The 22,695-nt window shown below is 61.6% G+C and carries 22 protein-coding genes and 1 riboswitch; of the genes, 17 read left to right on the forward strand and 5 right to left on the reverse strand.

Annotated features, from left to right (window positions below; all coding sequences use genetic code 11):
* Nucleotides 1–137 precede the first annotated feature (137 nt).
* A complete protein-coding gene (fabF, locus tag C5P05_RS32105) occupies nucleotides 138–1,436 on the reverse strand; it encodes a beta-ketoacyl-ACP synthase II (RefSeq protein ID WP_114974191.1) in 1,299 nt (432 codons plus the stop codon).
* A 126-nt stretch (nucleotides 1,437–1,562) separates the two neighbouring features.
* Here fabF and C5P05_RS32110 point away from each other — a divergent pair, with 126 nt between their 5' ends.
* A complete protein-coding gene (locus C5P05_RS32110) occupies nucleotides 1,563–2,156 on the forward strand; it encodes a TetR/AcrR family transcriptional regulator (protein ID WP_114973924.1) in 594 nt (197 codons plus the stop codon).
* A 101-nt stretch (nucleotides 2,157–2,257) separates the two neighbouring features.
* Here C5P05_RS32110 and C5P05_RS32115 read toward each other — a convergent pair whose 3' ends face one another.
* A complete protein-coding gene (locus C5P05_RS32115) occupies nucleotides 2,258–3,061 on the reverse strand; it encodes an IclR family transcriptional regulator domain-containing protein (RefSeq protein ID WP_114973925.1) in 804 nt (267 codons plus the stop codon).
* Between the two features lie 195 nt (nucleotides 3,062–3,256).
* On the opposite strand from C5P05_RS32115, the gene C5P05_RS32120 reads away from it, so the two are divergent.
* The 14 genes from C5P05_RS32120 (at nucleotide 3,257) to C5P05_RS32185 (ending at nucleotide 16,704) form a co-directional block, all read left to right on the forward strand.
* Nucleotides 3,257–4,204 carry a shikimate dehydrogenase family protein gene (locus C5P05_RS32120; RefSeq protein ID WP_114974192.1) on the forward strand — a complete coding sequence of 316 codons (948 nt, stop codon included), beginning with the start codon at nucleotides 3,257–3,259 and terminating at the stop codon, nucleotides 4,202–4,204.
* Between the two features lie 20 nt (nucleotides 4,205–4,224).
* A complete protein-coding gene (locus tag C5P05_RS32125) occupies nucleotides 4,225–5,361 on the forward strand; it encodes an ABC transporter substrate-binding protein (RefSeq protein ID WP_114973926.1) in 1,137 nt (378 codons plus the stop codon).
* 91 nt (nucleotides 5,362–5,452) lie between these two features.
* Nucleotides 5,453–6,328 carry a branched-chain amino acid ABC transporter permease gene (locus tag C5P05_RS32130; protein WP_114973927.1) on the forward strand — a complete coding sequence of 292 codons (876 nt, stop codon included), beginning with the start codon at nucleotides 5,453–5,455 and terminating at the stop codon, nucleotides 6,326–6,328.
* Nucleotides 6,329–6,358: 30 nt separating this feature from the next.
* Nucleotides 6,359–7,378, forward strand: a complete 1,020-nt coding sequence (locus C5P05_RS32135) for a branched-chain amino acid ABC transporter permease (protein WP_114973928.1) — start codon at nucleotides 6,359–6,361, stop codon at nucleotides 7,376–7,378.
* A complete protein-coding gene (locus C5P05_RS32140) occupies nucleotides 7,375–8,163 on the forward strand; it encodes an ABC transporter ATP-binding protein (RefSeq protein ID WP_114973929.1) in 789 nt (262 codons plus the stop codon). Before C5P05_RS32135 ends, C5P05_RS32140 begins: the two co-directional genes overlap by 4 nt.
* A 3-nt stretch (nucleotides 8,164–8,166) precedes the next feature.
* The gene (locus tag C5P05_RS32145) at nucleotides 8,167–8,931 is read left to right on the forward strand and encodes an ABC transporter ATP-binding protein (protein ID WP_114973930.1); all 765 of its coding nucleotides are present in this window, start codon (nucleotides 8,167–8,169) and stop codon (nucleotides 8,929–8,931) included.
* A gap of 30 nt (nucleotides 8,932–8,961) precedes the next feature.
* The gene (locus C5P05_RS32150) at nucleotides 8,962–9,888 is read left to right on the forward strand and encodes a 4-hydroxyphenylpyruvate dioxygenase (protein ID WP_114974193.1); all 927 of its coding nucleotides are present in this window, start codon (nucleotides 8,962–8,964) and stop codon (nucleotides 9,886–9,888) included.
* The gene (locus C5P05_RS32155) at nucleotides 9,885–10,790 is read left to right on the forward strand and encodes a sugar phosphate isomerase/epimerase family protein (protein WP_114973931.1); all 906 of its coding nucleotides are present in this window, start codon (nucleotides 9,885–9,887) and stop codon (nucleotides 10,788–10,790) included. The genes C5P05_RS32150 and C5P05_RS32155 overlap by 4 nt, the downstream gene beginning before the upstream one ends.
* Before the next feature lie 15 nt (nucleotides 10,791–10,805).
* The gene (pcaB, locus tag C5P05_RS32160; RefSeq protein WP_114973932.1) at nucleotides 10,806–12,008 is read left to right on the forward strand and encodes a 3-carboxy-cis,cis-muconate cycloisomerase; all 1,203 of its coding nucleotides are present in this window, start codon (nucleotides 10,806–10,808) and stop codon (nucleotides 12,006–12,008) included.
* Nucleotides 12,009–12,112: 104 nt separating this feature from the next.
* On the forward strand, nucleotides 12,113–12,568 hold the full coding sequence (gene aroQ, locus C5P05_RS32165; RefSeq protein WP_114973933.1) for a type II 3-dehydroquinate dehydratase: 456 nt from the start codon (nucleotides 12,113–12,115) through the stop codon (nucleotides 12,566–12,568).
* A gap of 1 nt (nucleotide 12,569) precedes the next feature.
* Nucleotides 12,570–13,919, forward strand: a complete 1,350-nt coding sequence (yegQ, locus tag C5P05_RS32170) for a tRNA 5-hydroxyuridine modification protein YegQ (RefSeq protein ID WP_114973934.1) — start codon at nucleotides 12,570–12,572, stop codon at nucleotides 13,917–13,919.
* A 24-nt stretch (nucleotides 13,920–13,943) separates the two neighbouring features.
* Nucleotides 13,944–14,363, forward strand: coding sequence for an alternative ribosome rescue aminoacyl-tRNA hydrolase ArfB (gene arfB, locus C5P05_RS32175; RefSeq protein WP_114973935.1), 420 nt, complete (start codon nucleotides 13,944–13,946; stop codon nucleotides 14,361–14,363).
* 89 nt (nucleotides 14,364–14,452) lie between these two features.
* On the forward strand, nucleotides 14,453–15,043 hold the full coding sequence (locus C5P05_RS32180; RefSeq protein ID WP_114973936.1) for an NAD(P)H-dependent oxidoreductase: 591 nt from the start codon (nucleotides 14,453–14,455) through the stop codon (nucleotides 15,041–15,043).
* A 68-nt stretch (nucleotides 15,044–15,111) separates the two neighbouring features.
* A complete protein-coding gene (locus C5P05_RS32185) occupies nucleotides 15,112–16,704 on the forward strand; it encodes an alkaline phosphatase D family protein (RefSeq protein ID WP_114973937.1) in 1,593 nt (530 codons plus the stop codon).
* A gap of 20 nt (nucleotides 16,705–16,724) precedes the next feature.
* Here the strand turns inward: C5P05_RS32185 and C5P05_RS32190 are convergent, their stop codons facing one another.
* On the reverse strand, nucleotides 16,725–18,344 hold the full coding sequence (locus tag C5P05_RS32190) for a sensor domain-containing diguanylate cyclase (RefSeq protein WP_114973938.1): 1,620 nt from the start codon (nucleotides 18,342–18,344) through the stop codon (nucleotides 16,725–16,727).
* 195 nt (nucleotides 18,345–18,539) lie between these two features.
* A riboswitch (cyclic di-GMP riboswitch) is annotated at nucleotides 18,540–18,629 on the reverse strand.
* Nucleotides 18,630–18,793: 164 nt separating this feature from the next.
* Here C5P05_RS32190 and ylqF point away from each other — a divergent pair.
* Nucleotides 18,794–19,753: a ribosome biogenesis GTPase YlqF gene (ylqF, locus tag C5P05_RS32195; RefSeq protein WP_114973939.1), complete on the forward strand. Its 960-nt coding sequence runs from the start codon at nucleotides 18,794–18,796 to the stop codon at nucleotides 19,751–19,753.
* Between the two features lie 6 nt (nucleotides 19,754–19,759).
* Here the strand turns inward: ylqF and C5P05_RS32200 are convergent, their stop codons facing one another.
* Complete coding sequence (locus C5P05_RS32200) at nucleotides 19,760–20,059, reverse strand: 2Fe-2S iron-sulfur cluster-binding protein (protein WP_114973940.1); 300 nt, start codon at nucleotides 20,057–20,059, stop codon at nucleotides 19,760–19,762.
* A 101-nt stretch (nucleotides 20,060–20,160) separates the two neighbouring features.
* On the opposite strand from C5P05_RS32200, the gene C5P05_RS32205 reads away from it, so the two are divergent.
* Nucleotides 20,161–21,114 carry a DHH family phosphoesterase gene (locus C5P05_RS32205; RefSeq protein ID WP_157979503.1) on the forward strand — a complete coding sequence of 318 codons (954 nt, stop codon included), beginning with the start codon at nucleotides 20,161–20,163 and terminating at the stop codon, nucleotides 21,112–21,114.
* On the opposite strand, the gene C5P05_RS32210 is transcribed toward C5P05_RS32205, so the two are convergent.
* Nucleotides 21,104–22,645: a methyl-accepting chemotaxis protein gene (locus C5P05_RS32210; protein ID WP_114973942.1), complete on the reverse strand. Its 1,542-nt coding sequence runs from the start codon at nucleotides 22,643–22,645 to the stop codon at nucleotides 21,104–21,106. The two genes, C5P05_RS32205 and C5P05_RS32210, sit on opposite strands and share 11 nt — an antisense overlap.
* Nucleotides 22,646–22,695: the final 50 nt, after the last annotated feature.

A 22,695-nucleotide genomic window follows, 5' to 3' on the forward strand; every position in this document is an offset into this window, starting at 1 on the left:
TGCTGCGCAAACAGCTATTTATTTAATAGCAACAGAAGCATATGGAAAAAGCCGCATAGAGCGGCACGCCGCCCCTACAGCAAAGCACTGGCGGCCAGGCAGGCATCGTACACACCAAGACGCATTGTTCGCACACCTCAGTCCGCCCAGCGCCTGAACACGACGCAGGCGTTCACGCCTCCAAATCCGAATCCGTTCGACAGGGCATATTCCATTTCAACCGGGCGTGAGTAAAGTTGTACCAAGTCCATCCCCTTGCTAAGCGGGTCGGGTTCGTGCAAGTTCAAAGTGGGTGGGGCTACCTGGTGTCGCAAGGCCATCACCGTGAAGATCGCCTCAACGGCACCGGCTGCTCCCAACAAGTGCCCGGTCGCCGATTTGGTCGAACTGATGGCCGGGCCTTTGATCAGGGAATCAGCACCTTCTTGCGGCATGCCAAACACCGTGCGCAATGCTGCCAACTCGGCTGCGTCACCGACCTGTGTGGAGGTGGCGTGTGCGTTCACGTGTTGCACCTGAGCCGGGCCGATGCCTGCCTGCCGTAATGCGATCTGCATCGCCCTGGCGGCCCCGTTGCCATCCTCTGGGCCGGAGGTGATGTGGTAAGCGTCGGCGCTGGTGCCGTAGCCGACCATTTCAGCCAATGGCACAGCCCCTCGTGCCAACGCGTGGTCCAGGGATTCGATCACCAGCACGCCGGCCCCCTCGCCCACGATGAAGCCGTCGCGATGGCGATCAAAGGGCCGAGAAGCCTGTGTCGGGCAATCGTTATATCCCGTGGAGAGCGCACGGGCGGCAGCGAAACCGGCTTGCGTAACAAGGTTGATGGCCGCCTCGGTGCCACCACAAACCACTACGTCTGCCTCGCCGCTGCGAATCAGGCGCGCGCCATCGCCCAGCGCTTGCACACTGGCGGCACAGGCCGTCACTGGTGCGCCAATTGGTCCCTTGAATCCATACCGCAGGGAGACATGGCCAGCGGCGAGGTTAATCAAAAAAGACGGCACTGTGAAGGGCGACAGTCGACGCGGACCACGCAGGTCGGTCGTGCGTACCGCCTCGGCAATGGCCGGGAATCCACCAATACCAGAAGCAATGATGGTGGCTGTTCGCTCCTGAGCGTGCGGTGACTGTGGTTGCCAACCGGCTTGCTGCAATGCCTGATCGGCAGCGGCGAGTGCGAGAACGATGAAACGATCCATTTTCTTCTGGTCCTTGCCCGACACGACACGGTCGATGTCCAGCCCTGCCTCGGCATCGTCTTGCACTGACGGAACCGTGGCACCCACCTGCGCGTCCAATCCGAGACAGAACTCATCGGACAAGCGCCGCAGCCCGCTGGCACCACTTAGCAGGCGTTGCCACACCGTTTCGACACCACAGCCCAGCGGCGTCACCAAGCCCATGCCGGTCACGACCACGCGTTGTTTGTTCATCAAAGTCATACCCACTATTTATGTACTGATTGGTAAATATGTAATGTATTTGTGCCGAACCAGTCTGTCAAGACATTTACCTACCGAAAGGTATGAAAATAGGCATCAACAAGAGGAGTTAACGAAATGGCGATGGGACGTCCACGAGGATTCAATGCAGAGGCGATGCTTGACAAGGTCGTCAATGTGTTCTGGCAACACGGTTATGAGGGCACGTCAATGGCAACCTTGACGACTGCCACCGGCCTCAACAAGCCCAGCTTGTATGCCGCTTTCGGCAGCAAGGAAGAATTATTCCGTTCCGCGCTCGAGCGCTACTGGCAACGCCAGGGGGAATTCACTGGGAAACTGCTGGATGAACCCAACGCCCGCACCGGTGTGGAGCGAATGCTCCTGGCGCTTGTGGACAGTCAAACACAACCTGGGCTACCGCACGGCTGCCTGGCTGTTCACGGTGGCTTGGTGGGAAGCGCCGCCAGCGCCACTATCAGGGACGAACTGAAGGCGCGCCGGGCAGCGATACAAGCCATGGTGCGTGACCGACTGGCTCGGGCTCAGGCCGAAGGCGAGCTTGCCTCCAGCGTCGATGTCGCCGATTTGGCGCGCTACCTAACCATGGTGGGACAGGGCGCAGCCGTACAAGCCGCTGGTGGCGCAACCAGGGAGGAACTGCGTCGTGTTGTAAAAGTGGCGATGCGGGCTTGGCCAGAGGCTAACTGATCAACGCTGTTACGCATGTTAAATATGTCTCTATCCCTCAGCGGCCTCTGTATATAAGCGCTAGATGCTATTAAATTAATAGCATTTAGGAGGCCGCCGCCTCAGATCAAATTGCGCATGGCCCGCGCCGTCTCCTGCAGCACCGGCAGCACGCGGGCCACGGCGTCTTCGCTGCTTTCGTGCCCCATGGGCATGGTGACATTGAGGGCGCCGACCAGGTCGCCGCGGCGGTCGATCAGCGGCACGGCGATGCCGCGCATGCCCAGCTCCAGTTGCTGCTCTGACAGGGCCCAGCCCTGCGCGCGGATGCGCTCCAGCTCAATGCGCAGGCGCTCCTTGCTGGCGATGGTGTAAGAGGTATAGGCCTTGAGCGCCTGCGTGGCCAGCCACTGGTTGACCCAGGCCGGGTCGCTCAGCGCCAGCAGCAGCATCCCGGACGCCGTGACCTGTGCCTGCACGCGCGCGCCGAGCACGTAGCCGGTGTTCATCGTGCGGTTGGGGCCGTTGCGGGCGATGTAGACGATGTCGTCGCCGTCCATCACGCTCACATAGGCAATCTCCTGCGTGCCCGCCGTGACGCGCTGCAAAAACGGCTGCACGATGCGCGGCAGCCGCGCCGATTCCAGATACGACTGCCCCAGCCGCAGCACGCGCGGCGTGAGCCAAAAGAGCTTGCCATCGGTGGCGACATAACCCAGGTGCTGCAGCGTCAGCAGGTAGCGGCGCGCGGCGGTACGCGTCATGCCGCAACGCTCGCCGGCCTGGCTGGCGGTCATGCGCGGGTTGGCATCGTCAAACGCTTCGATAATGGACAGGCCTTTTTCCAGACCGGCAATCCAGTCGCGCTTGTCCAGCACTGTGGCGGGGGGGGCGGAAGAAATGGTGGCTGAAGTGGTGCTTGCCATGGTGTCATTTTGGGTTGATCAGACGTCGTCCAGCTTGGTGGAAACCCTCAAAACAATCGATAGTCGATCAGTTATGTGCGATTATCGATCTTTAGCCCGGAATTTTTCTTTCAAAAAATGTTGGGCATCGCTAAAGTTCGCCTCGAAATGCAAATTATGAGCGATCACCGATCAAACTTCCCCATCACCGCGGCCATGGCGCCGTTCGTGACGGGCAGCACGGATGTTTATCTGATTCTGGGCGACCCGGTGGCGCAGGTACTGGCGCCCCAGACCTTCAATCCGCTCTTTGCCAGCATGGGCATTGATGCCATCCTGGTGCCGGTTCAGGTGAGGCCGGAGCACCTCCTGGCCTTCGTCAAGACCGCATTTTTGGCCCCCAACATCAAAGGCCTGTGGCTGACCATTCCGCACAAGACGCCGGTGATGGCCGCGCTGGACCACTGCAGTGCGTTAGGGCGCATGGCCGGGGCGGTCAACGCCATCCGGCGCCGGGCCGACGGCACGCTGGAGGGCGGCTTGTTTGATGGGGAAGGTTTTGTGGCCGCGCTGGATTACTTCAACATCGCCTATGCGAACCAGCGCGTGCTGATCCTGGGGGCAGGCGGCGCTGCTGCGGCAATCGGTGCTTCACTGGCGCTCACCCGTGGTGCGGGTGCGGCCGCCGAAGTGGCGTTTTTTGACCCCGCGCCCGGTAAAGCGGCCGCAGTGGCGACCCGTATGGCGGCCGCCAGCAGCACGTTCGTCCACGCCGCAGGCACCAACGACCCGGCCGGATTTGACCTGGTGGTGAATGCGTCGCCGCTGGGCCTGAACTTGAGCGACCCGCTGCCGTGCGACGTGACCCGCCTCGAACCGCACGCGGCACTGATCGACATCGTGATGAAAAATCAGCCCACGCCCGTGGTGCGCGCGGCCCGTGCGCGTGGCCTCAATGCCCAGCCCGGTTTTGAGATGCTGATCCAGCAGACCCATTTGTACCTGGACTTTTTTGGCTTTGCCGAGGCCGCCCACAGCGTGCGCTCCGATGCCTCCTCTCTGCGCGCGCAAATCTATCCGGAAGTCCTGCAAGGCGAAATTCACCGTCCCGTGCCGCTCAGTCCCCCTTTTGTCAACGTACCCCTTGCTTCCCACAAACTTTAACCACCCGAGGAGACACTCTCATGCAAAAACGATTTGCTCTTAAATTAATAGCTACTTGCGCAATATTGACGGGGGCTGCAGCCTCTTTTGGCCAAGATGTCATCAAAATCGCCAATATCGTGGAGCTCTCCGGTGGCGGCGCCTCGGCCGGCACCAACTTCAAGAATGGCGTGGAACTGGCGGTCAAGGAGATCAATGCGGCCGGTGGCGTGCTGGGCAAGAAGATCCAGACCGCCACATCCGACACCCAGACCAACCCGGGCGTGGCCAAGGGCCTGACGCAAAAAGCGGTGGACGACGAGGTGTTCGCCATCTTTGGCCCGGTGTTCTCCGGCTCCATCATGGTCAGCATGGCCGAGAGCCGCAAGGCCGAGGTCCCCAACTTCACCGGCGGCGAAGCGGCGTCCATCACGGCCCAGGGCAACCCCTATGTGTTTCGCACCAGCTTCGGCCAGTCCACCAGCTTTCCCAAGGTGGCGCGCTACATCACGGGCAAGGCCAAGACGCTGGCGGTGATTTATGTGAACAACGACTTTGGCAAGGGCGGCCGCGACGCCATCACCAAGCTGCTCGAAGGCAGCCCGACCAAAATCGTGGCGGACATCTCGACCGATGCGGGTCAGGTCGACTTCTCGGCGGCCGTGCTCAAGGCCAAGCAAAGTAATGCGGATGCCTTGTTCGTCTACACCAATGAAGAAGAGTCCGCCCGCGCCTTGCGCGAGTTGCGCAAGCAGGGTTGGACCAAGCCCATCATCGGCGAGACCACGCTGACGGGCCAAAAAGTGATCGAACTGGCCGGTGACGCCGCCAACGGCGCCGTGGCGCACGTCGGCTTGACAGTTGATGCACCGCAGTTCAAGAGCTTCAGCACCAAGTTCCAGCAAGAGTACAAATACCTGTCCGACCACAACGGCATCAAGGGCTACACCGGCGTCTACATCCTGAAGGCTGCCATCGAGAAGGCCGGCAAGCTGGACCGCAAGGCAGTGGCCGCCGCGCTGAAGAATGCCAGTTTCAGCGTCAAGCAGAACCCCGGCTTGCTGCTGGACGTGGCGTTCGACGACAAGGGCGACATGGACCGCGAGAGCTTCATGGTGGAAGTCAAGAACGGACATCAGGTGGTGGTGGAAACCTTGCCGGCCCTGGGCAAAAAGTAAGCGTTCTTCGGTCGGGCTGAGCTTGTCGGTTCGCCCTTTGTTTTGACATCAGTGCGCCCCTCGACAGGCTCGGGCGCACGCAGGGGTTCTCATGACCGATTTTCTTCAACTGTTCTTCAGCGGCCTGGCCACCGGCGCCATCTACGGACTGGCGGCGTTGGGCTTCACGCTCTTGTGGCAGGCCAGCGGCACGATCAACTTCGCGCAGGGCGAGTTCGTCATGCTGCCGGCCTTCATGATGCTGGGCTTTTTGTCGCTCGGCGCGCCGCTGGCGGTAAGCTTTGTTTTCTCGGTGGTGCTGGCCGTGGTCGTGCTGGGCTGGGTCTTCAAGCGCGGCATTGTCGACCCGCTGTTCAAGTACGGCATGATGCCGATCGTGGTCGCCACCATCGGCCTGTCGATCGCCATGCGCAACGGCGTGCGTGCCGGCTACAGCGCCGAAGCGCACCCGTTCCCCAGCCTGTTCGCCGACAAGCTCTACACCATCGCCGGCGTCACCATCACCTTGTCCGACATCGGCACCTTTGTCGTGGCGCTGGCACTGGTGCTGGCGACGCAGGCCTTCATCACCAAGACCGTGACCGGCCGCGCCATGCAGGCAGTGGCGCAAAACACCGAGAGCGCCTCGGTGCTGGGCATCAACGTGCCGCGCATGATCTTCTACGCCTTTGCCATCAATGCCGTGCTGGCGGTCGCCGCCGCCTTGCTGGTGACGCCGACCTACCTGGCCAAGTTCGACATGGGCGAGTCGCTCGGCACCAAGGCCTTTTTCGCCGCCATCATCGGCGGCTTCAACAACTCGCGCGGTGCGCTGCTGGGCGGCCTGATCGTGGGCGTGTGCGAGAACCTGGCCGCCGCCTACATCTCGCCGGCCTACAAGGACGCGGTGGCGCTGGTGATCTTCATGGTCGTGATCCTGTTCAAGCCGCAAGGGCTGCTGGGCAAAAAAGAGGAACGCAAGGTCTGAGCGGCACGCTCACCTGTTGAGGACATCATCATGAAAAAACTCCCTCTCATTTCCATGGCGGTCTGCGCCATCCTGCTGCTGGCTGCACCGCAATTCATGAAGAATTACGGCATCTACCTGCTGACCTACTGGCTGGTCTTCATCATCGCCACCATGGGCCTGAACCTGACCGTCGGCTATGCCGGGCAGAAGTCGCTCGGCCATGCCGCTTTCTTCGGCATCGGCGCCTACACCGTGGCGATCCTGATGAAAGCCGGCTTCAGCTTCTGGCTCGGCTTGCCGGCGGCGGCGGCCATCTGCTTCATCGTGGGCATCATCCTGGGCTTTCCGGCGCTACGTGTGCAGACCATTTACCTGGCCTTCGCCACCCTGGGTTTCAACACCGCGATCTGGCTGGTGATGCGCAACGAGGAGTGGCTGACCGGTGGCACTTTCGGCATCAACAACATTGCCCGCCCGAGCCTCCTGGGCCTGTCGCTGGACGGCAACCTGGCCTATTACTACTTCACGCTCGGCGTCTCCGTGCTGATGGCGGCCGTGCTGTGGGGCTTGTTGCGCAGTCCCTGGGGCAAGGCTTTTACCGCCTTGCGCGACAACCCGATCCGGGCCGAGAGCCTGGGCGTGGACATCCAGAGTTACACCTTGCTGAGCTTTGCCATCGGCGCGGCCTATGCCGGCGTGGCCGGCGCGCTGTTTGCGTCGCTGGTGCAGTTCATTGAGCCGGCGCCGTTTGCGGTCGGTGCTTCCATCATGATGTACCTGATGGTGGTGGTCGGTGGTCCCGGCTACTTCCTGGGTCCCGTGCTGGGCGCGGCGGTCGGCGTGATCCTGCCCGAATGGCTGCGTTTTGCCCAGGCCTGGTACCTGTTTGTCTTTGGTGCCGCCGTCGTGCTCTTGATGATCTGGCTGCCCGATGGGCTGCTCAGCATCCCGGACCGGCTCAAGGCCCGCAAGCAGGCCAAACTCGACTCCGCCAGCCGCGCCGCTGCGGCCCAAACCGCGGCACATGCGGCATCCACCGCCGCCGCCAACCTGGGAGCCCGGTCATGAGCCGTCCACATCACCACGAGCGGCCGGCTGGTCAGCCACTGCTGCAGGTCACCGGCCTGAAAAAAGCCTATGGCGCCATCCAGGCGGTGGGCGGCGTCAGCTTCTCGGTGCAACCGGGCGAAATCTTCGGCGTGATCGGCCCGAATGGCTCCGGCAAGACCACCTTGTTCAACTCCATGCTCGGTCAGATCGCCCCGGACGCCGGCAAGATCGAACTCAATGGCGAAGACGTGACTTCGCTGGGACCGCTGGAGCTGAACCGCCGCGGCGTCGGGCGCACCTTCCAGACGCTGCAGGTGTTTGGCAAGATGACGGTGCGCGACAACCTGATCGTCGCCGCGCAAGAACACCAAGGCACCATGTTCAGCCGCATGTTCGCACCCGGCGACTCCGGCCTGGGCGGCAAGGCCGATGCGCTGATCGAGCAGTTCCGCATCCGCCATGTCGCGGACAAGAAAGCCGGTGAACTGTCCTACGGTCAGCAAAAACTGGTCGACATCGCCATGGCCTTCATGAGTCAGCCCGATCTGGTGCTGCTCGATGAGCCCTGTGCCGGTGTCAATCCGAGTCTGGTCGGCGGCATCAGCACGCTGCTCAAGGAGTTGAATCGCAACCCGAAGGTCGGCAAACAGAGCTCCTTCGTGGTGATCGAGCACAACATGGACTTCGTGATGGACCTGTGCCACCGCATCATGGTGATGGTGGAGGGCCAGGTGATGGCCATCGGTACACCGGCGGAAATCCGCGCCAACAAACAAGTCTTGGACGCCTACCTGGGAAGTTAAGCCATGAACCAAACCAAAACTGCAGATACCTGCATTGAATTCATTGACGTGGTGGCCGGGTACAAGGATTTCATGATCCTGAACAACCTGTCGTTCAAGGCCAAACGCGGCACCATCACCTTGCTGCTCGGGCCCAACGGTGCCGGCAAATCGACGGTGCTGAAAACCCTGTTCGGCCTGCTCAAGCCGCGCCAGGGCAAGATCCTGCTCGATGGCCAACTGGTCAACGGCGCCAGCCAGAAAGAGCTGCTGGCCCAGGGCATTGCCTTTGTGCCGCAGGGGCGCAACCTGTTCGGGCAGCTCACCGTGTACCAGAACCTGGAGCTGGGCGGCATCACCTTGGGCATGAAGACCACGCACGAGCGCATCCCGGAAGTGCTGGAGTTCTTCCCGCGCGTCAAGGAGCGCATGAACTCGATGGCCTCGGCCCTGTCCGGCGGCGAACAAAAGCAGCTGGAGATCGGCCGCGCCCTGTTGCTGCGCCCCAAGGTGCTGCTGATCGACGAACCCTCCATCGGCCTGAGCCCGCTGGTGGTGCAGGATGTGTTCCGGCTGCTGCGCAAGCTGGCCGACCAGGGCACGACTGTGCTGATGGTGGAACAGAACGTCAAGAGCGCGCTGCATATTTCGGATGAAGCGATCGCGCTGGAGTCGGGCCGCCTGGTGCTGCAGAAGCCGGCCGCCGAGTTGCTGGCCGATCCGAATATCGAGCGGCTGTTCCTCGGGGGCGCGCATGCGGCGCCGGCAGCGGCCGCTGCACCGGCCTGAAGCATGTCAAACAAACAGGGAGACAAGACCATGTTGAACGCAAGTCATCCAGACAGCAGTCGCGGCGCAGACCGCGAGGAAATTGCCGAAGGCCCCAATCCCCTGGGGCTCGAAGGCGTGGAGTTCATCGAATACGCCACCTCCAAACCGCAGGCGCTGGGCCAGGTGCTGGAGACCATGGGCTTCAAGCCGGTGGCGCGCCACCGTTCGCGCGAGGTCTTGCTGTACCGCCAGGGTGACATCAACATCATCATCAACGCGCACGCCCCCGACACGGTGTTGAGCGAGAAGCCCATGATCACAGCGATGGCCCTGCGTGTGCGCGATGCCGCTGCGGCCTACCGCCGCGCGCTGGAGCGCGGCGCCTGGGCGGTGCCGGCCCGCGTGGCGGTGATGGAGCTGAATATTCCGGCCATTCATGGTGTCGGCACCAGCCGCATCTATTTTGTGGACCGGCACAAGGAATTTTCCATTTTCGACGTGGATTTCACGCCCATCCCCACCGTCGACCAACATCCGCCGGCGATTGCGGGTCTGCACTTTTTTGGCATTGTCCAGTACATCGGCAACGACCGCACCGAGGACTGGACCGAGTTCTATTCGGCCTTGTTCGGCTTCTCGGCCTTGCCGCCGGATGAGCGTTTTGGCATTCTGCCGAAAGGCCGGATTCTGCGCAGCCCCGACCAAAGTTTTTACCTGCAGCTGATTGAGCCGGAGCCCGGTGTGCTGGACGTGGAGGACGATGAGTGCCTGCAGCGGATCGGCCTGGGCACACCCGATGTGCCGGCGACGGTGGCACAACTGCGCTTGCGCGGCGTCGAGTTTGTTGCCTCCAAAGGGCCGCAGCTGGACAGTCGCGGCGCCCTGACGCGCACCGTCATGGGCAGCGTGATGTTTGAACTGGTGCATGACGAACGCGCACAAGCGCGCGGTGACGACGGAGCTAAACCATCATGAGTCAATTTGAAGGCAATATCCACGACTTCGGGATGGACACCATCTCGCTGGCCGGGCCGCTGCAGGGCAAACTCGACGCCATTCGCGAGGCCGGCTTCTCGCAGGTCATGCTGCTGGCGCGCGACCTGGTGGGGCATCCGCAGGGGTGGCAGGCCGCAGTGCAGGAGGTCAAAGACAGTGGTCTGCGCGTGACCGGTTTTCAGGTGCTGCGCGACTTTGAGGGCCTGTCCGGGCATTTGCACGAGTACAAGATCGACATCGCGAAGTCGATGCTGGAGATGTGCAGCGCCTTGGGCTGCGGGGTGATGCTGGCGTGCTCCTCGACCTCGACTCACGCGACGGGTGACACCCCGGCGCTGGTGCGGGATCTGCGCAAGCTGGCCATGCTGGCCATTCCGCTGAACATCAAAATTGCCTATGAGGCCTTGTCCTGGGGCCGCACCATCAACGAGTTTCCGCAGGCTTGGGACATCATCTCGCAGGCCGACATGCCGAATCTCGGCTTGGGCTTTGACTCCTTCCACATGTTCGCGAGCAAGACGCCGCTGGACGAGGTGGAGATGCTGGACCCGGACAAAATCTTCCTGGTGCAACTGGCCGACTTCATGTGGAACGAGATCAAGACTGTGGAGGAACGCATCAGCACGGCGCGCACTTTCCGTGTCTTTCCCGGCGAGGGCGTGCACAGCGAAGCGCTGGCGGCGCTAGTGCTCAAACTGCATCAGCTGGGCTATCGGGGCGACTACAGTTTTGAAGTCTTCAACGACGACTACCAGCAAATGCCCCTGGCCACCGTGGCGCAACGGGCGCGGCGTGCGGCCTTGTGGCTGGGCGAGGATGTGCTGCGGCGCTCGGTGCCGCTGCCGAATCAGATCCGTCTGAAAACACGGCAATCGCACTAGGCGGACGAGACGTTCATGAGCAGCTTGTTTGACGGATTCCTGTCGACCCCGGAAGTGATCGAGGTCTTCAGCGAACGCAATTTCCTGGACGCGATGCTGCGTTTTGAAGCAGCGCTGGCGCGGGCCCAGGCGGCCACTGGTTTGATCCCGGAGGCGTCCGCCCAGTCCATCATCGGCACCTGCAAGGTGGAGCTGTTTGACGTGGCCAAGATCGCGCGTGAAAGCGCGCGGGCCGGCAGCGTGGCGATCCCGCTGGTCAAAATTCTGAAAGAAACAGTCAGCCTGTTCAATCCGGATGCGGCGCGGTTCGTGAACTATGGCAGCACCAGCCAGGACGTGATTGACACCGCGATGGCGCTGGTCACCCGCGACGCGCTGGCGCTGATCCGCGCTGACGTGAACAAGATCGTGACGGCGTTGCTCAGCCTGGCCGAGCAGCATGCCGATACCCCGATGCTGGCGCGCACCCTGATGCAACCGGCCTGTGTGACGAGTTTTGGCCTGAAATGCGCCGGCTGGGCCGCGCCGCTGGTGCGCAGCCTGCAGCGCATGGAAGGCGCTGCCACCAACGCGCTGCAATTGCAGCTGGGGGGGACGGTCGGTACGCTGGAAAAGATGCAGGGCAGGGGGCCTGACATCGCGAAGATGATAGCGCAAGACCTGTCGCTGCGGCTGCCCGTGGTCAGCTGGCATACCCAGCGTGACGAGTGGGTGGCACTCGGCTGCGAACTGGCATTGCTGACAGGCAGTCTGGGCAAGATGGCCAAAGACATTGTGCTGATGAGTCAGTTTGAACTGGCGGAGGTCGCCGAGCCGGTCGAGGCCGGGCGCGGCGGTCCGCCTGGCATGCCGCACAAGCACAACCCGGTCGCGTCCATGGTGGCGCTGGCGGCCGCGCAACGCGTGCCGCAGCGGGTGGCAGCCTTGCTGGCGGCCATGCCCCAGGAGTTGGAGCGGGCGCTGGGTGCCTGGCAGGCCGAGCTGGCCGAATGGCCGCAATTGGTGATGTCGGTCCACGGCAGCAGCCGTGCCATGGCGCTGGCCCTGGCCGACCTGCAGGTGAACCCGCAGCGCATGCGGGCCAACCTGGAGGCGGTGCGGATCAGCCTGCCCAAAGCCGCTGCCGAGGAATGGTTCAACCCGGACTTGGTGCAACACGCGGCGCGCATGACGCGCAACCAGTTGGCGGCCCTGCGCGCGCAGGCCTTGCCTGGCTAAGCCTTTGCAAGTGACCTGACACAAGGTCGTGCGGGCAAAGCAGCACCGATAATCAGTGCCACAGGGGGCAAACGATGTCCCCATCGATTATTGGAAATTGCTTTATGAAAACTGCCCTGATTCTGAATGGCCCCAACCTCAATCTGCTGGGTACGCGCGAACCCACGGTGTATGGCTCGCAAACCCTGGCCGATGTCGAAAAACTGTGCGCGCAGGCCTGTGCCAGCCACGGTTTCGCACTCGACTTTCGCCAAAGCAACCACGAGGGCCAGCTGGTGGACTGGCTGCACGAGGCCGGCCGCGTCCACGCCGCCGGCACGCTGGCCGGCGTCATTCTGAATGCCGGGGCCTACACGCACACCTCGGTCGCGCTGTTTGACGCCATCAAGGGCACGGGCATCACCCTGATTGAGCTGCACATTTCCAATGTGTTCGCCCGCGAGGCGTTCCGCCACCACTCCTACATTTCGCCGGCGGCCAAGGCGGTGATGTGCGGTTTTGGGGTGAATGGCTACGCCATGGCGGTTGGCGGCCTGGCGGGCATGCAGACTGGAGCTTGATATGACCTTGCGAACACCCGAGCTGCTGGCACCCGCCGGCTCACTCACCATGCTGGAGACCGCCATGGCCTTTGGCGCCACCGCGGTATATGCCGGGCAGCCGCGTTATTCGCTGCGCGTGCGCAACAACGATTTTGGCAATATCGAGGTGCTGAAACAGGGCGTGGACCGGGCACATGCCCTGGGCAACAAGTTTTACCTGGTGTCCAACATCTTCCCGCACGACAACAAGATCAAGAGCTATGTGCAGAACATGGCGCCAGTGATTGCCCTCAAGCCCGACGCCATGATCATGTCCGACCCCGGCCTCATCATGATGGTGCGCGAGACCTGGCCTGAGATGGAAATCCACCTCTCGGTGCAGGCCAATACCGTCAATTCCGCGGCTGTGAAATTCTGGAAGAGTGTCGGCGTGGCCCGCGTGATCCTGTCGCGCGAACTCTCGCTGGATCAGGTGGCGCAGATTCGCCAGGAGTGCCCGGACACCGAGCTGGAAGTGTTTGTGCACGGGGCGCTGTGCATCGCCTATTCGGGGCGCTGCCTGCTGTCGGGCTACTTCAACCACCGCGACGCGAATCAGGGCAGTTGCACCAATTCCTGCCGCTGGGACTACAAGACTTTGCCCGGCGTGGTTGATGCCTCGGGCGACATTCTTGCGCCGCAAGAGGCCGCCCAGCGTGAGCAGGAACGCGCCGAGGTCTATGTGATCGAGGAAAGCCAGCGCCCCGGCAGCTACATGCCGATTGAAGAGGACGAGCACGGCACCTATGTCATGAATTCCAAGGACTTGCGCGCCATCGAGCACGTCAAGCGCCTGGTGGAAATCGGCGTCGATTCGCTCAAGATCGAGGGCCGTACCAAGAGCCCGTATTACGTGGCGCGTACGGCGCAGACCTATCGCCAGGCGATTGACGACGCGGTGGCAGGGCGTGAACTGGACCCGGCCTTGCTGGGGCAGCTCGAAGGCCTGGCCAACCGGGGCTACACCTCCGGCTTTTTTCAGCGCCACACGCCGGAGGCCACGCAAAATTATTTGCGCGGCTATTCCGAGTCGGGCCGCAGCCTGTATGTGGGTGATGTGCTGTCGTTTGATACGGTGCGCGGCTTGGCCGAGGTCAACGTCAGAAACAAGTTCGCTGTGGGCGACTGGCTTGAAATCATCCACCCCCAAGGCAACCACAATGTGCAACTCACCAGTATGGAAAACGGGGAGGCGCTGCCCATGACGGTGGCGCCGGGCAGCGGCCACATCGTGTGGCTGCCATTGCCGGCCAGCGCGGTCGGGGCTTTTGTGGCGCGCTACGTGTCGGATCCGGAGTTTGAAGGCACACCCAATCAGGTTGCCGCCTGAGGCACAAGCCTGTGAGACTTTGTCATGGCTGAACCTGTTGCCCCGCCGCTGCTGGAAATCAACGAGGATGAGGTCGAGATCACGGCCATCCGCGCACAAGGCGCGGGCGGGCAAAACGTCAACAAGGTGTCGAGCGCAATTCACCTGCGCTTTGACATTCCCGCCTCGTCCCTGCCCGACGACGTGAAGGAGCGGCTGCTGGCGCTGCACGACAGCCGCATCACCAAGGCCGGGGTGCTGGTGATCAAGGCGCAGCAGCACCGTACTCAGGAGATGAACAAGCTGGACGCTTTTGTCCGTTTGCATGAGCTGGTGAACAGCGTGGCACGGCCGCCCAAGACTCGGCGCGCCACCAAGCCCAGCTATGGTTCCAAGCAGAGACTGCGCGCAACCAAAAGCCAGCGCTCTGAGACCAAGGCTTTGCGCGGCCGGGTCAATGAGTGATCGGGCGTGCTTGAGTCCTTGAGCCGCGTCAAAGAAATGGGTCGCCCCGGGTGTCAGTATGTACTTCACCAATCCAAGGAGAGTGAAGCATGGCTGCGCAACGTATTGTTCTCATTCAGGGCCACCCTGATGCTGTGACCCGTCATTTGGGCCATGCGCTGGAAGACGCGTATGCGCACGGTGCCGAGGCGGCCGGACACGAGGTCCGGCGCATCGCCGTGGCGCAGCTCGATTTTCCGTTGCTGCGCAGCCAGCAAGCCTGGCAGGAAGGTGTACTGCCTTCGGCGTTAACGCAGGCCCAGACGGACATTGCCTGGGCCCAACATATCGTGCTGTTTTTTCCCTTGTGGCTGGGCGATATGCCGGCCTTGCTGAAAGGCTTTTTGGAACAGGTGGCCCGGCCGGGCTTTGCGTTTAAACCGGATGGGGACAACCCGTTTGCCAGGAAAGGACTCACCGGCCGCTCGGCCCGTCTGGTGGTCACCATGGGCATGCCGGCTCTGCTGTATCGCTGGTACTTTCGTGCCCACAGTGTCAAGAACCTGGAGCGCAACATCCTGGGTTTTGTCGGTATCTCGCCCGTCAACGAGACATTGATTGGCATGGTGGACAAGCTGGGCGATGCCGGTGTTCAGAAGTGGACGGACAAGTTGAGCCGGCTGGGCGCCGCAGCGCAATAGCGAGGGTCACGAACCTGACATGTTGAACCTCAACAATGAGGCGATCCTTGACCCACTGGAGCGCCTCGATGGATCGTCGCAGTTTTTTGAATTCAACCACGGTGTTGGGCGGTATCGCCATCGCGACGCCCAGGTTCGCCCGGGCGCAGACCGCCCCCGCCGTGATCACGCGCGACGCCATGCGGCCGCAGATGGCCCATGGCATTCAGAGTGGCGACCCCACATCGCAGGGGGCTGTTATCTGGACACGCAGCGACCGTCCCGCGCGTCTGTGGCTGGAGTGGGCCACCACCGCCAGTTTTGCCAATGCCACCCGCGTGCGTGGCCCGTACTTGATGGACGACACCGATTTCACCGGACGCGTCGATCTGGCCGGCCTGCCTGCGGGGCAGGAGATTTTTTATCGCGTGGTATTGCAAGACCTGCACAACGAGCGTGTGTTGTCAGAAGCTGTGGCGGGCCACCTGCGCCTGCCGGCTGTGGCGGGTTCCAGGGCCGTGCGCGACCTGCGTTTTGTCTGGAGCGGCGACACCGCCGGCCAGGGCTGGGGCATCAATGAAGCCTGGGGCGGCATGAAAATCTATGAGCAGATGCGCCTGGTCAACCCCGATTTCTTTTTGCACAGTGGCGACGCCATCTATGCTGACGGTCCGATCTCGGCGCAAGTCAAGCTGCCCGACGGGTCGATGTGGAACAACCTAGTGACCGAGGAGGTGAGCAAGGTTGCCGAAACACTCAATGAGTACCGCGGCCGCTACCGCTACAACCTGATGGACGCCAATGTGCGCCGCATGGCCGCTGACGTGCCGCAAATCTGGCAATGGGATGACCACGAGGTGTGCAACAACTGGTCTGACAGCAAGGACCTGGGCGTAGACAAGCGCTATACGGAAAAGAATGTGCCCTTGCTGGTGGCGCGCGCGACCAAGTCGTTTCTGGAATATGCGCCCTTGCGCCGCACGGCCGACGTTGAAAACGAGCGCATTTACCGTCATCTGCCGCAAGGTCCGCTGCTGGACATGTTTGTAGTCGATATGCGCAGCTACCGTGGCCCCAACAGCGCCAACCTGCAAACCTCCGAGACCGAAGCGAGCGCCTTTATGGGCCGCCCGCAAATTGCCTGGCTGCTCGACGGCCTCAAGCGCTCCAAATCGGTGTGGAAAGTCATTGCGGCCGACATGCCCATCAGCCTGCATGTGGCGGACGGCAAAGACGCCGAGGGTCGCGACCGTTGGGAGGCCAGCGCCAATGGGGACGACGGTGCGCCGCTGGGCCGCGAACTCGAAATTGCCCGCCTGCTGCGCGAGATCAAGCGCGCCGGCATCAAGAACGTGGTGTGGTTGACGGCCGATGTGCACTACACGGCGGCGCATTATTTCGACCCGGCCAAGGCCAAATTCAGCGACTTTTCACCGTTCTGGGAGTTTGTGTCCGGTCCGCTGAATGCTGGCAGCTTCGGTCCCAACAAAACCGATGCCACTTTTGGCATGCAGGTGATGTACCAGAAAGCCCCGCAGGAACAGAACACGGCCCCCACGGCCGGCCTGCAATTTTTTGGTCAGGTGGACATCGATGCCAGGACCAAAGCCATGACGGTCACGCTAAAGGATCTCACGGGGGCATCCCTGTACGCCAAGACGCTGGCGCCGCAGCGGACCTGAATGACACCAGTGCCGGTGCGTCACTCCACCTCGTTTTTTTCAGAATACATGGCCAAATCAGCGCGGTGTGTCAGGGTTTCGACACTATCGCCTGGCTGCGCCTGGGCCACACCGATGCTGATGCTCACCTGAAGCCCCTCCTGAATGATGAACCAGTCGTGGTTTTGCACCGCAGCACGGATGCGTTCACAGACCTGTTCCACGCCCAAGGCATCGGCATGCGCGAAAGCCAGCACGAATTCGTCTCCGGCCAGGCGCGCCGGCATGTCGCCTTCGCGCAGGTGTGATTTGAGAATCTGCGCAATGCATTGCAGGACTTGATCTCCGACTTGATGAGAGAAGCGGTCGTTCACCTGCTTGAATTGATCGATGTCTATCAAGGCCACAAAGGTCGGGCGCCCCCGCGCCTGGCCTTGGCTCAGCATGGCGGGAACAATGTCGGTGTAGCGCCGGCGGTTGGCAAGACCGGTCAAGGGGTCCTCGAACGACAGTCGCTCCAGCGTCTTCGACGTGGCTTCCATGCGCTGGAGGTCCTCGTGATTTTTGCGGACCTTGAGTTGCCACGCGACCACCGTTGAGCGGCTTTTGAGGAAATCATTGCGCAGGCCTTGTTTGCGCATCCGCAGGGCTTCGAGTTCGTTGCGCGCGGGCATGTCGTACCCCTGTTCGGCGAGTATCTGGGACGCCAGCAAATACCCGATCGCGACCATGGGCTCGTGCTCGGCTTCGGTCGCCATTTCAATCATGCTGCGAATGTTCTGTTCTGCATTTTTCCAGTCCTTCCTGGCCCAGAAAATTTCGGCGCGCAACCAAAGCTCCAATATGGCGAGGGACGTGTTCCTGGGGTACCTGGCTGCCCAGACCGCGCACATCTCCGCGTCGGTCTCGGCGGCTTCAAGCTGGCCCAGCCAGCAATTCTCAATGCCTGACAACAATAGCCACAAGGCTTGGCTGAACACGTAGGCGCCTTGCAAAAGACCCGTGGACTTACCCGCCCCTGCAGGTGGTGGATGGATCGCCCTGAGTGCCCGCAAGCGATCCAGGCTGGGGAGTTGCCCCGTGTAATACCGCTCGTAAAAGAGCCTGACCGCCTCTGCATTGCATTGATTCAACCAGGGCAACACGGCCTCGGAGGCAAGTCCCGCGCTTTCCAGGAGCTCGATAGCGGTGGTAAAGGCTTCGTCCGCCTTGTCGGCGCTGCGGCCATTGGCATAGGCAATACCGAGGTAGTTGTAGGACAGCGCCAGCATCGGGCCGGGTGGCAGCAATTCGCTCAAGTGCAGGCTTAACAAAGCGGTTTCAATCGCTTCTTCACTTCGTCCGAGAACGCTATAGGTATACGAGAGGGTGGTGAGCGCCTCGGATTCGCCGGCCACATCACCGACCAGTTGAAATAGATAGGCCGACCGTTGGCTGGATTGATTGGCACGTCTGAAGCGCGAAGCCATCCGGTCACCATTGGCCAGACACAGCAAGGCCTGGGCTTCCAGGTGAAGGTCCTGGTTGTCCCGCGCCGCACCCACAACCGACTTGGCCAAAGCCCGGCAGGCGAGCGCATCGCCCCCGCGAAGCTTGATGCGCGCCTCGTTTAGCAAGAGATCAAAATTGCCCCCCGGCAATTCATGGAGAACGTTTTCCATAAATCCAGTCTGCTTGTCCGGACTACCTTCTGCGAGGTATTTTTTCCAGGTTTTGTAACTCACAACCCAACGCCATGCGGACGAAATAAGCGCAGACAAAGCTCTACCGGTGTTTGGTTTTTGTCGCCCGCTCAATGTGCCCAGTCGAAAAGGCAGCGCGCAGTCTACAGAACCGGAGGTGAATTGAACAATTCCCGGTGCAACCCAGCCACCCTTCCAGTCAACGCGGGGATAGGGTCTGTAGCTTTGCGTCAGCAGCTTTCGCCGCATTTGCCAATGTTACGAAGTGTAACCGTTTGGTTTCAGGGGGTAAGGAGGCTGTCAGTTTGGCCATCTGCGGGGCAGGGGACAATAGGCCGGTCCACCAATTGATCGACAGCGTTTGCGCCCGCAGACATCGAGCAGGCCCTGGTGGCCCGCGTTTTGTCGAAAAAAGGAGCAAATAAGACATGGCTATCCAGTGGTTCCCCGGTCACATGCATCTGACCAAAAAAGCCATCGGCGACCGGATCAAGAACATTGATGTGGTGATTGAACTGCTCGATGCGCGTCTGCCCGGGTCGAGCGCCAACCCCATGCTGGCCGAACTCACCGCGGGCAAGCCGGCGCTCAAAGTGCTGAACAAGCAAGACCTGGCCGACCCCGTCCGTACGGCGCAGTGGCTGGCGCACTACAACGCCCAGCCCGGCACCCGGGCGATCGGGCTGGATGCCAGCGTGACCGCACCCGCCAAGGCGCTGGCCAAAGCCTGTTTCGAGTTGGCGCCCCATCGCGGCGGCAATATCAAGCCCATGCGCGTGCTGATTTGCGGCATTCCCAATGTGGGCAAGTCCACGCTCATCAACACCTTGACGGGCAAACGCGCGACCAAAACCGGCGATGAGGCCGGCATCACCAAGCTGGAGCAGCGCATTTCGCTGGCCGACGATTTTTACCTGTACGACACGCCGGGCGTGCTGTGGCCACGCATCATCGTGGCCAAAAGCGGCTACAACCTGGCGGCCAGCGGCGCCATCGGCCGCAACGCGTTCAACGAAGAAGAGGTGGCGCTGGAACTGCTGGATTACTTGAAAACACATTACGCCCCTCTGGTGGAGGCCCGCTTCAAGCTGGAGGGCATCGCCGCCATGACCGACGAAGAGCTGCTGGAAGCCATCGGCCGCAAGCGCGGCGCTTTGCTGGGCGGCCAGCGCGTCAACACGCAAAAAGCCGGTGAAATCGCGATTTATGATTTTCGGGCGGCGGTAATGGGCCGCATCACGCTGGAAACGCCCGAGGAGTTCGCCGAATGGCTGGCCGCCGGGCAAAAACTCGATGCCCAGCGGCAGGTCAAGAAGGACGCGATCGAGCTCGACCGCAAGATTCGCTTCAAGAAGATCCCGCGTCCCGATTCGCGCTCGCCTTCATAACAGGCGCTACGACCATTGATCAGACTTCAGCACCAGGTCGGAGCACGGAAAAGCCACACAGGGCAGCACATAGCCCTCGGCTTTCTCCTCGGCACTCAGGCCCGGCCATTCGATCTCGTACCGCACTTCGCCGCGCACCAGTTGCCCGATGCAGGTGCGGCAGGTGCCGTTGCGGCAGGAACTCGGCCAGTCGAGGCCACCCTGTTCCAGCGAAATCAGCAGGGGCTGGTGAGTCCAGGCGTCACACTGCGGTCCGTCAGGGCCGACGCTGGCGATGAAAAATGGCGGAAGTTCATTGACGTTCATGTCTTTATTATATTAAGTGACAAATGTGCCTCTAGCCCTCTAGGGTAGAGCGCAGGTAGCTATAAAATATATAGCATAATTTTTATCCGACAATGGTTTCCATGAAAACAATTCTTCCCTTGTGTTTGTTGATCAAGCCCGACAGAAAAGACCCGCAGCCTCTGGTCATCTACCACGGGCGTAGCTGTCCGGACGGTTTTGCGGCGGCCCTCGCGGCCTGGCTGTTTTACGACGGTAAAGCCGAATTTCTGGGCCTGGACCATGGCGATATCAAGTCCGTGGACGACCTGCCGGCGTTGCAGGGGCGCGCCGTCTACATTCTCGATTTTTCCTTTTCACCGGAACTCCTGCGCAGCATTGAAGAGCGCGCCGCCAAGCTGGTGATGCTTGACCACCACAAGAGCGCCGCCGACAAGCTGAGCGGCTTTAGCTGCCGCTGCGGCATTGTGCATTTCGACATGCGAAAGTCAGGCGCCCGATTGGCCTGGGAATTCTTCCAGCCCGAGCAGCCGGTGCCCGATCTGGTGCGTTTTGTGGAAGACCGCGACATCTGGGTCTGGCAGTACCCCGAGAGCGCCGGCTTTCTGGCGGCCCTGGACATGGAGCCGTTCGACTTTGCGCGCTGGCATCAGATTGCGTCCTTCAATGCCCTGCAGATGGAAAACTACATCGAGCGTGGCCGGGCCATGGACGAGAAGTTCAGCAAGCTGGCCACCGGCATTGCCGAGGGGGCGCGACCCATCGTCTTCAATGGCGTCAGCGGGCTGATGGTCAATGCGCCCGGCGTCTTTCACAGCCTGGTGGGCGAAACGCTTTGCAAGCAAAGCGGCACTTTTGCACTGATGTGGAGCGTCGACAAGAATGGCGTTGTCAAGGCGGGACTGCGCTCGGAGCGCGGCTTTGATTGCATTCCCCTGGCGGAAAGCATGGGCGGTGGCGGCCATGCGCAGGCTTGCGGTTTCAAGATGGGCCTGCAGCGTTTGCCGGAACTGCTCAGCGGCACATTCTCCAGCCAGACGGGCGTCAGCAGCCCGCAGGCTGAACCTACACCTTGAACTGATCTACAGCTTCCTGCAGCTGGCGCACCTGTTGCGCCAGCGCCGTGGCGGCTGTGGCAGCTTGCATCACCAAGGCCGCGTTTTGCTGCGTGACAGTGTCCATCTGCATCACGGCCAGGGAGACATGCTCGGCGCCGCTGCTTTGCTGGGCTGAGGCGATCGAAATATCACCCAGGATGTCGGTCACCCGCTTCACCGACTGGACGATTTCCTGCATGGTTTCTCCGGCATGTCCCACCAGCCGCGTGCCGCTTTCCACCTGTTGCACGGAGTTCCCGATCAATCCGCGGATCTCCTTGGCCGCTTCAGCGCTACGCTGTGCCAGTGTCCGCACTTCGCTCGCGACAACGGCGAAGCCGCGTCCCTGCTCGCCGGCGCGGGCCGCTTCGACCGCAGCATTCAACGCCAGGATATTGGTCTGAAAGGCGATGCCCTCGATCACCTCGATGATGTCCACGATCTTTTTCGAGCTGCTGCTGATTGCATCCATCGTCACGACCACATCCCCCACCACGGCACCACCGCGTTCCGCGATGTCCGACGCACTGGCGGCCAGCCCGCTGGCAGTATGCGCGTGCGCCGCATTCTGCCGGATGGTGGCACTCAGGTCCTCCATGCTCGACGCGGTTTCCTTCAGCGACGAGGCTTGCGCCTCGGTGCGCTGTGACAGGTCCGCATTGGCGGCGGCAATCTCACTCGACGCCGCGGACAGCGGGTCAGTCGTTTCCTTGATGCGCCCGACCAGGTCGGTCAGGGTGTCTTCCATGGTGCCCATGGCACCCAGCAGGCGGCCGAACTCGCCTCCGCGTGTCGATTCGAAATCCTGGCTGAGATCGCCCGAGGCCACCGTCTCTGCAATAAGGATGGCCTCGTCCAGCGGCGCCACAATGCTGCGGATCAGCCCGTAGGCCGAGCCCACACCCACCAGCAGGGCCGCAAACCCAAGTCCCAGCATCAGGTAGCGCGTGGACGCCGTGCTGTTGTCGGTGTCTGCAATGCGCTGTTCAAGCCGATGTTTTTGCAGCAGGGCCAAGGCATTGACATGGCTCTGAAGCGTGTCGAGCATCGGCAGGGCTTCGCCGAGCAAGGCCTTTGCCGCCTCCTCGCGCTTGCCTTGTTCCAGCAGTCCTGTAACCTTGTTGGATGAGGTTGCAAAGGTCGAACTGGCCTCCTTGATTTTGGCAAAAAGGCTCTTCTCGTCCGCCGTATCTCCCAAGCGCTCCAGCGTCGACAGGGCTGTGTTGAGGGCCTGGTGATGCGGTGCAAGGCGCTCAGTCGCCTTGACCACCGGCTCTGCACCGGCGGCGACGAACATCACCATCATTGTCCTGGCACTCTCGCGTGCGACGGTGTTGAGCGTGGCGCTGGCCTCTGCCTTGCTCCAGTCCTCGCTCAGAATCTGCCGGTCGACCTGGTCAACACTGTTCAACTGCACAAACCCGACGGTGAGCAAAAGCACCATCAGCAACAAAACAAGTCCGAAGCCCGCGCCCAGACGCGTGCTCACTTTCAAATTGGCGAGTGACATAGGTCTCCGTCTTTTCTACTGGATAAATTCGAGTGCTTTGCAAGCACCTT

The sequence above is a fragment of the Rhodoferax ferrireducens genome (assembly GCF_003347515.1).
Lineage (GTDB): Bacteria > Pseudomonadota > Gammaproteobacteria > Burkholderiales > Burkholderiaceae_C > Rhodoferax.

What these genes read in the sequence shown, in the direction of transcription:
- arfB (WP_114973935.1), top strand. Translation starts at nt 13,944, where the DNA reads ATGGCTGAACCTGTTGCCCCGCCGCTGCTGGAAATCAACGAGGATGAG.
- C5P05_RS32205 (WP_157979503.1), top strand. Translation starts at nt 20,161, where the DNA reads ATGAAAACAATTCTTCCCTTGTGTTTGTTGATCAAGCCCGACAGAAAA.
- C5P05_RS32115 (WP_114973925.1), bottom strand. Translation starts at nt 3,061, where the DNA reads ATGGCAAGCACCACTTCAGCCACCATTTCTTCCGCCCCCCCCGCCACA.
- ylqF (WP_114973939.1), top strand. Translation starts at nt 18,794, where the DNA reads ATGGCTATCCAGTGGTTCCCCGGTCACATGCATCTGACCAAAAAAGCC.
- C5P05_RS32130 (WP_114973927.1), top strand. Translation starts at nt 5,453, where the DNA reads ATGACCGATTTTCTTCAACTGTTCTTCAGCGGCCTGGCCACCGGCGCC.
- C5P05_RS32110 (WP_114973924.1), top strand. Translation starts at nt 1,563, where the DNA reads ATGGCGATGGGACGTCCACGAGGATTCAATGCAGAGGCGATGCTTGAC.
- C5P05_RS32180 (WP_114973936.1), top strand. Translation starts at nt 14,453, where the DNA reads ATGGCTGCGCAACGTATTGTTCTCATTCAGGGCCACCCTGATGCTGTG.
- C5P05_RS32210 (WP_114973942.1), bottom strand. Translation starts at nt 22,645, where the DNA reads ATGTCACTCGCCAATTTGAAAGTGAGCACGCGTCTGGGCGCGGGCTTC.
- fabF (WP_114974191.1), bottom strand. Translation starts at nt 1,436, where the DNA reads ATGAACAAACAACGCGTGGTCGTGACCGGCATGGGCTTGGTGACGCCG.
- C5P05_RS32135 (WP_114973928.1), top strand. Translation starts at nt 6,359, where the DNA reads ATGAAAAAACTCCCTCTCATTTCCATGGCGGTCTGCGCCATCCTGCTG.
- C5P05_RS32120 (WP_114974192.1), top strand. Translation starts at nt 3,257, where the DNA reads ATGGCGCCGTTCGTGACGGGCAGCACGGATGTTTATCTGATTCTGGGC.
- yegQ (WP_114973934.1), top strand. Translation starts at nt 12,570, where the DNA reads ATGACCTTGCGAACACCCGAGCTGCTGGCACCCGCCGGCTCACTCACC.
- aroQ (WP_114973933.1), top strand. Translation starts at nt 12,113, where the DNA reads ATGAAAACTGCCCTGATTCTGAATGGCCCCAACCTCAATCTGCTGGGT.
- C5P05_RS32185 (WP_114973937.1), top strand. Translation starts at nt 15,112, where the DNA reads ATGGATCGTCGCAGTTTTTTGAATTCAACCACGGTGTTGGGCGGTATC.
- C5P05_RS32200 (WP_114973940.1), bottom strand. Translation starts at nt 20,059, where the DNA reads ATGAACGTCAATGAACTTCCGCCATTTTTCATCGCCAGCGTCGGCCCT.
- C5P05_RS32155 (WP_114973931.1), top strand. Translation starts at nt 9,885, where the DNA reads ATGAGTCAATTTGAAGGCAATATCCACGACTTCGGGATGGACACCATC.
- C5P05_RS32125 (WP_114973926.1), top strand. Translation starts at nt 4,225, where the DNA reads ATGCAAAAACGATTTGCTCTTAAATTAATAGCTACTTGCGCAATATTG.
- C5P05_RS32150 (WP_114974193.1), top strand. Translation starts at nt 8,962, where the DNA reads ATGTTGAACGCAAGTCATCCAGACAGCAGTCGCGGCGCAGACCGCGAG.
- C5P05_RS32140 (WP_114973929.1), top strand. Translation starts at nt 7,375, where the DNA reads ATGAGCCGTCCACATCACCACGAGCGGCCGGCTGGTCAGCCACTGCTG.
- pcaB (WP_114973932.1), top strand. Translation starts at nt 10,806, where the DNA reads ATGAGCAGCTTGTTTGACGGATTCCTGTCGACCCCGGAAGTGATCGAG.
- C5P05_RS32145 (WP_114973930.1), top strand. Translation starts at nt 8,167, where the DNA reads ATGAACCAAACCAAAACTGCAGATACCTGCATTGAATTCATTGACGTG.
- C5P05_RS32190 (WP_114973938.1), bottom strand. Translation starts at nt 18,344, where the DNA reads ATGGAAAACGTTCTCCATGAATTGCCGGGGGGCAATTTTGATCTCTTG.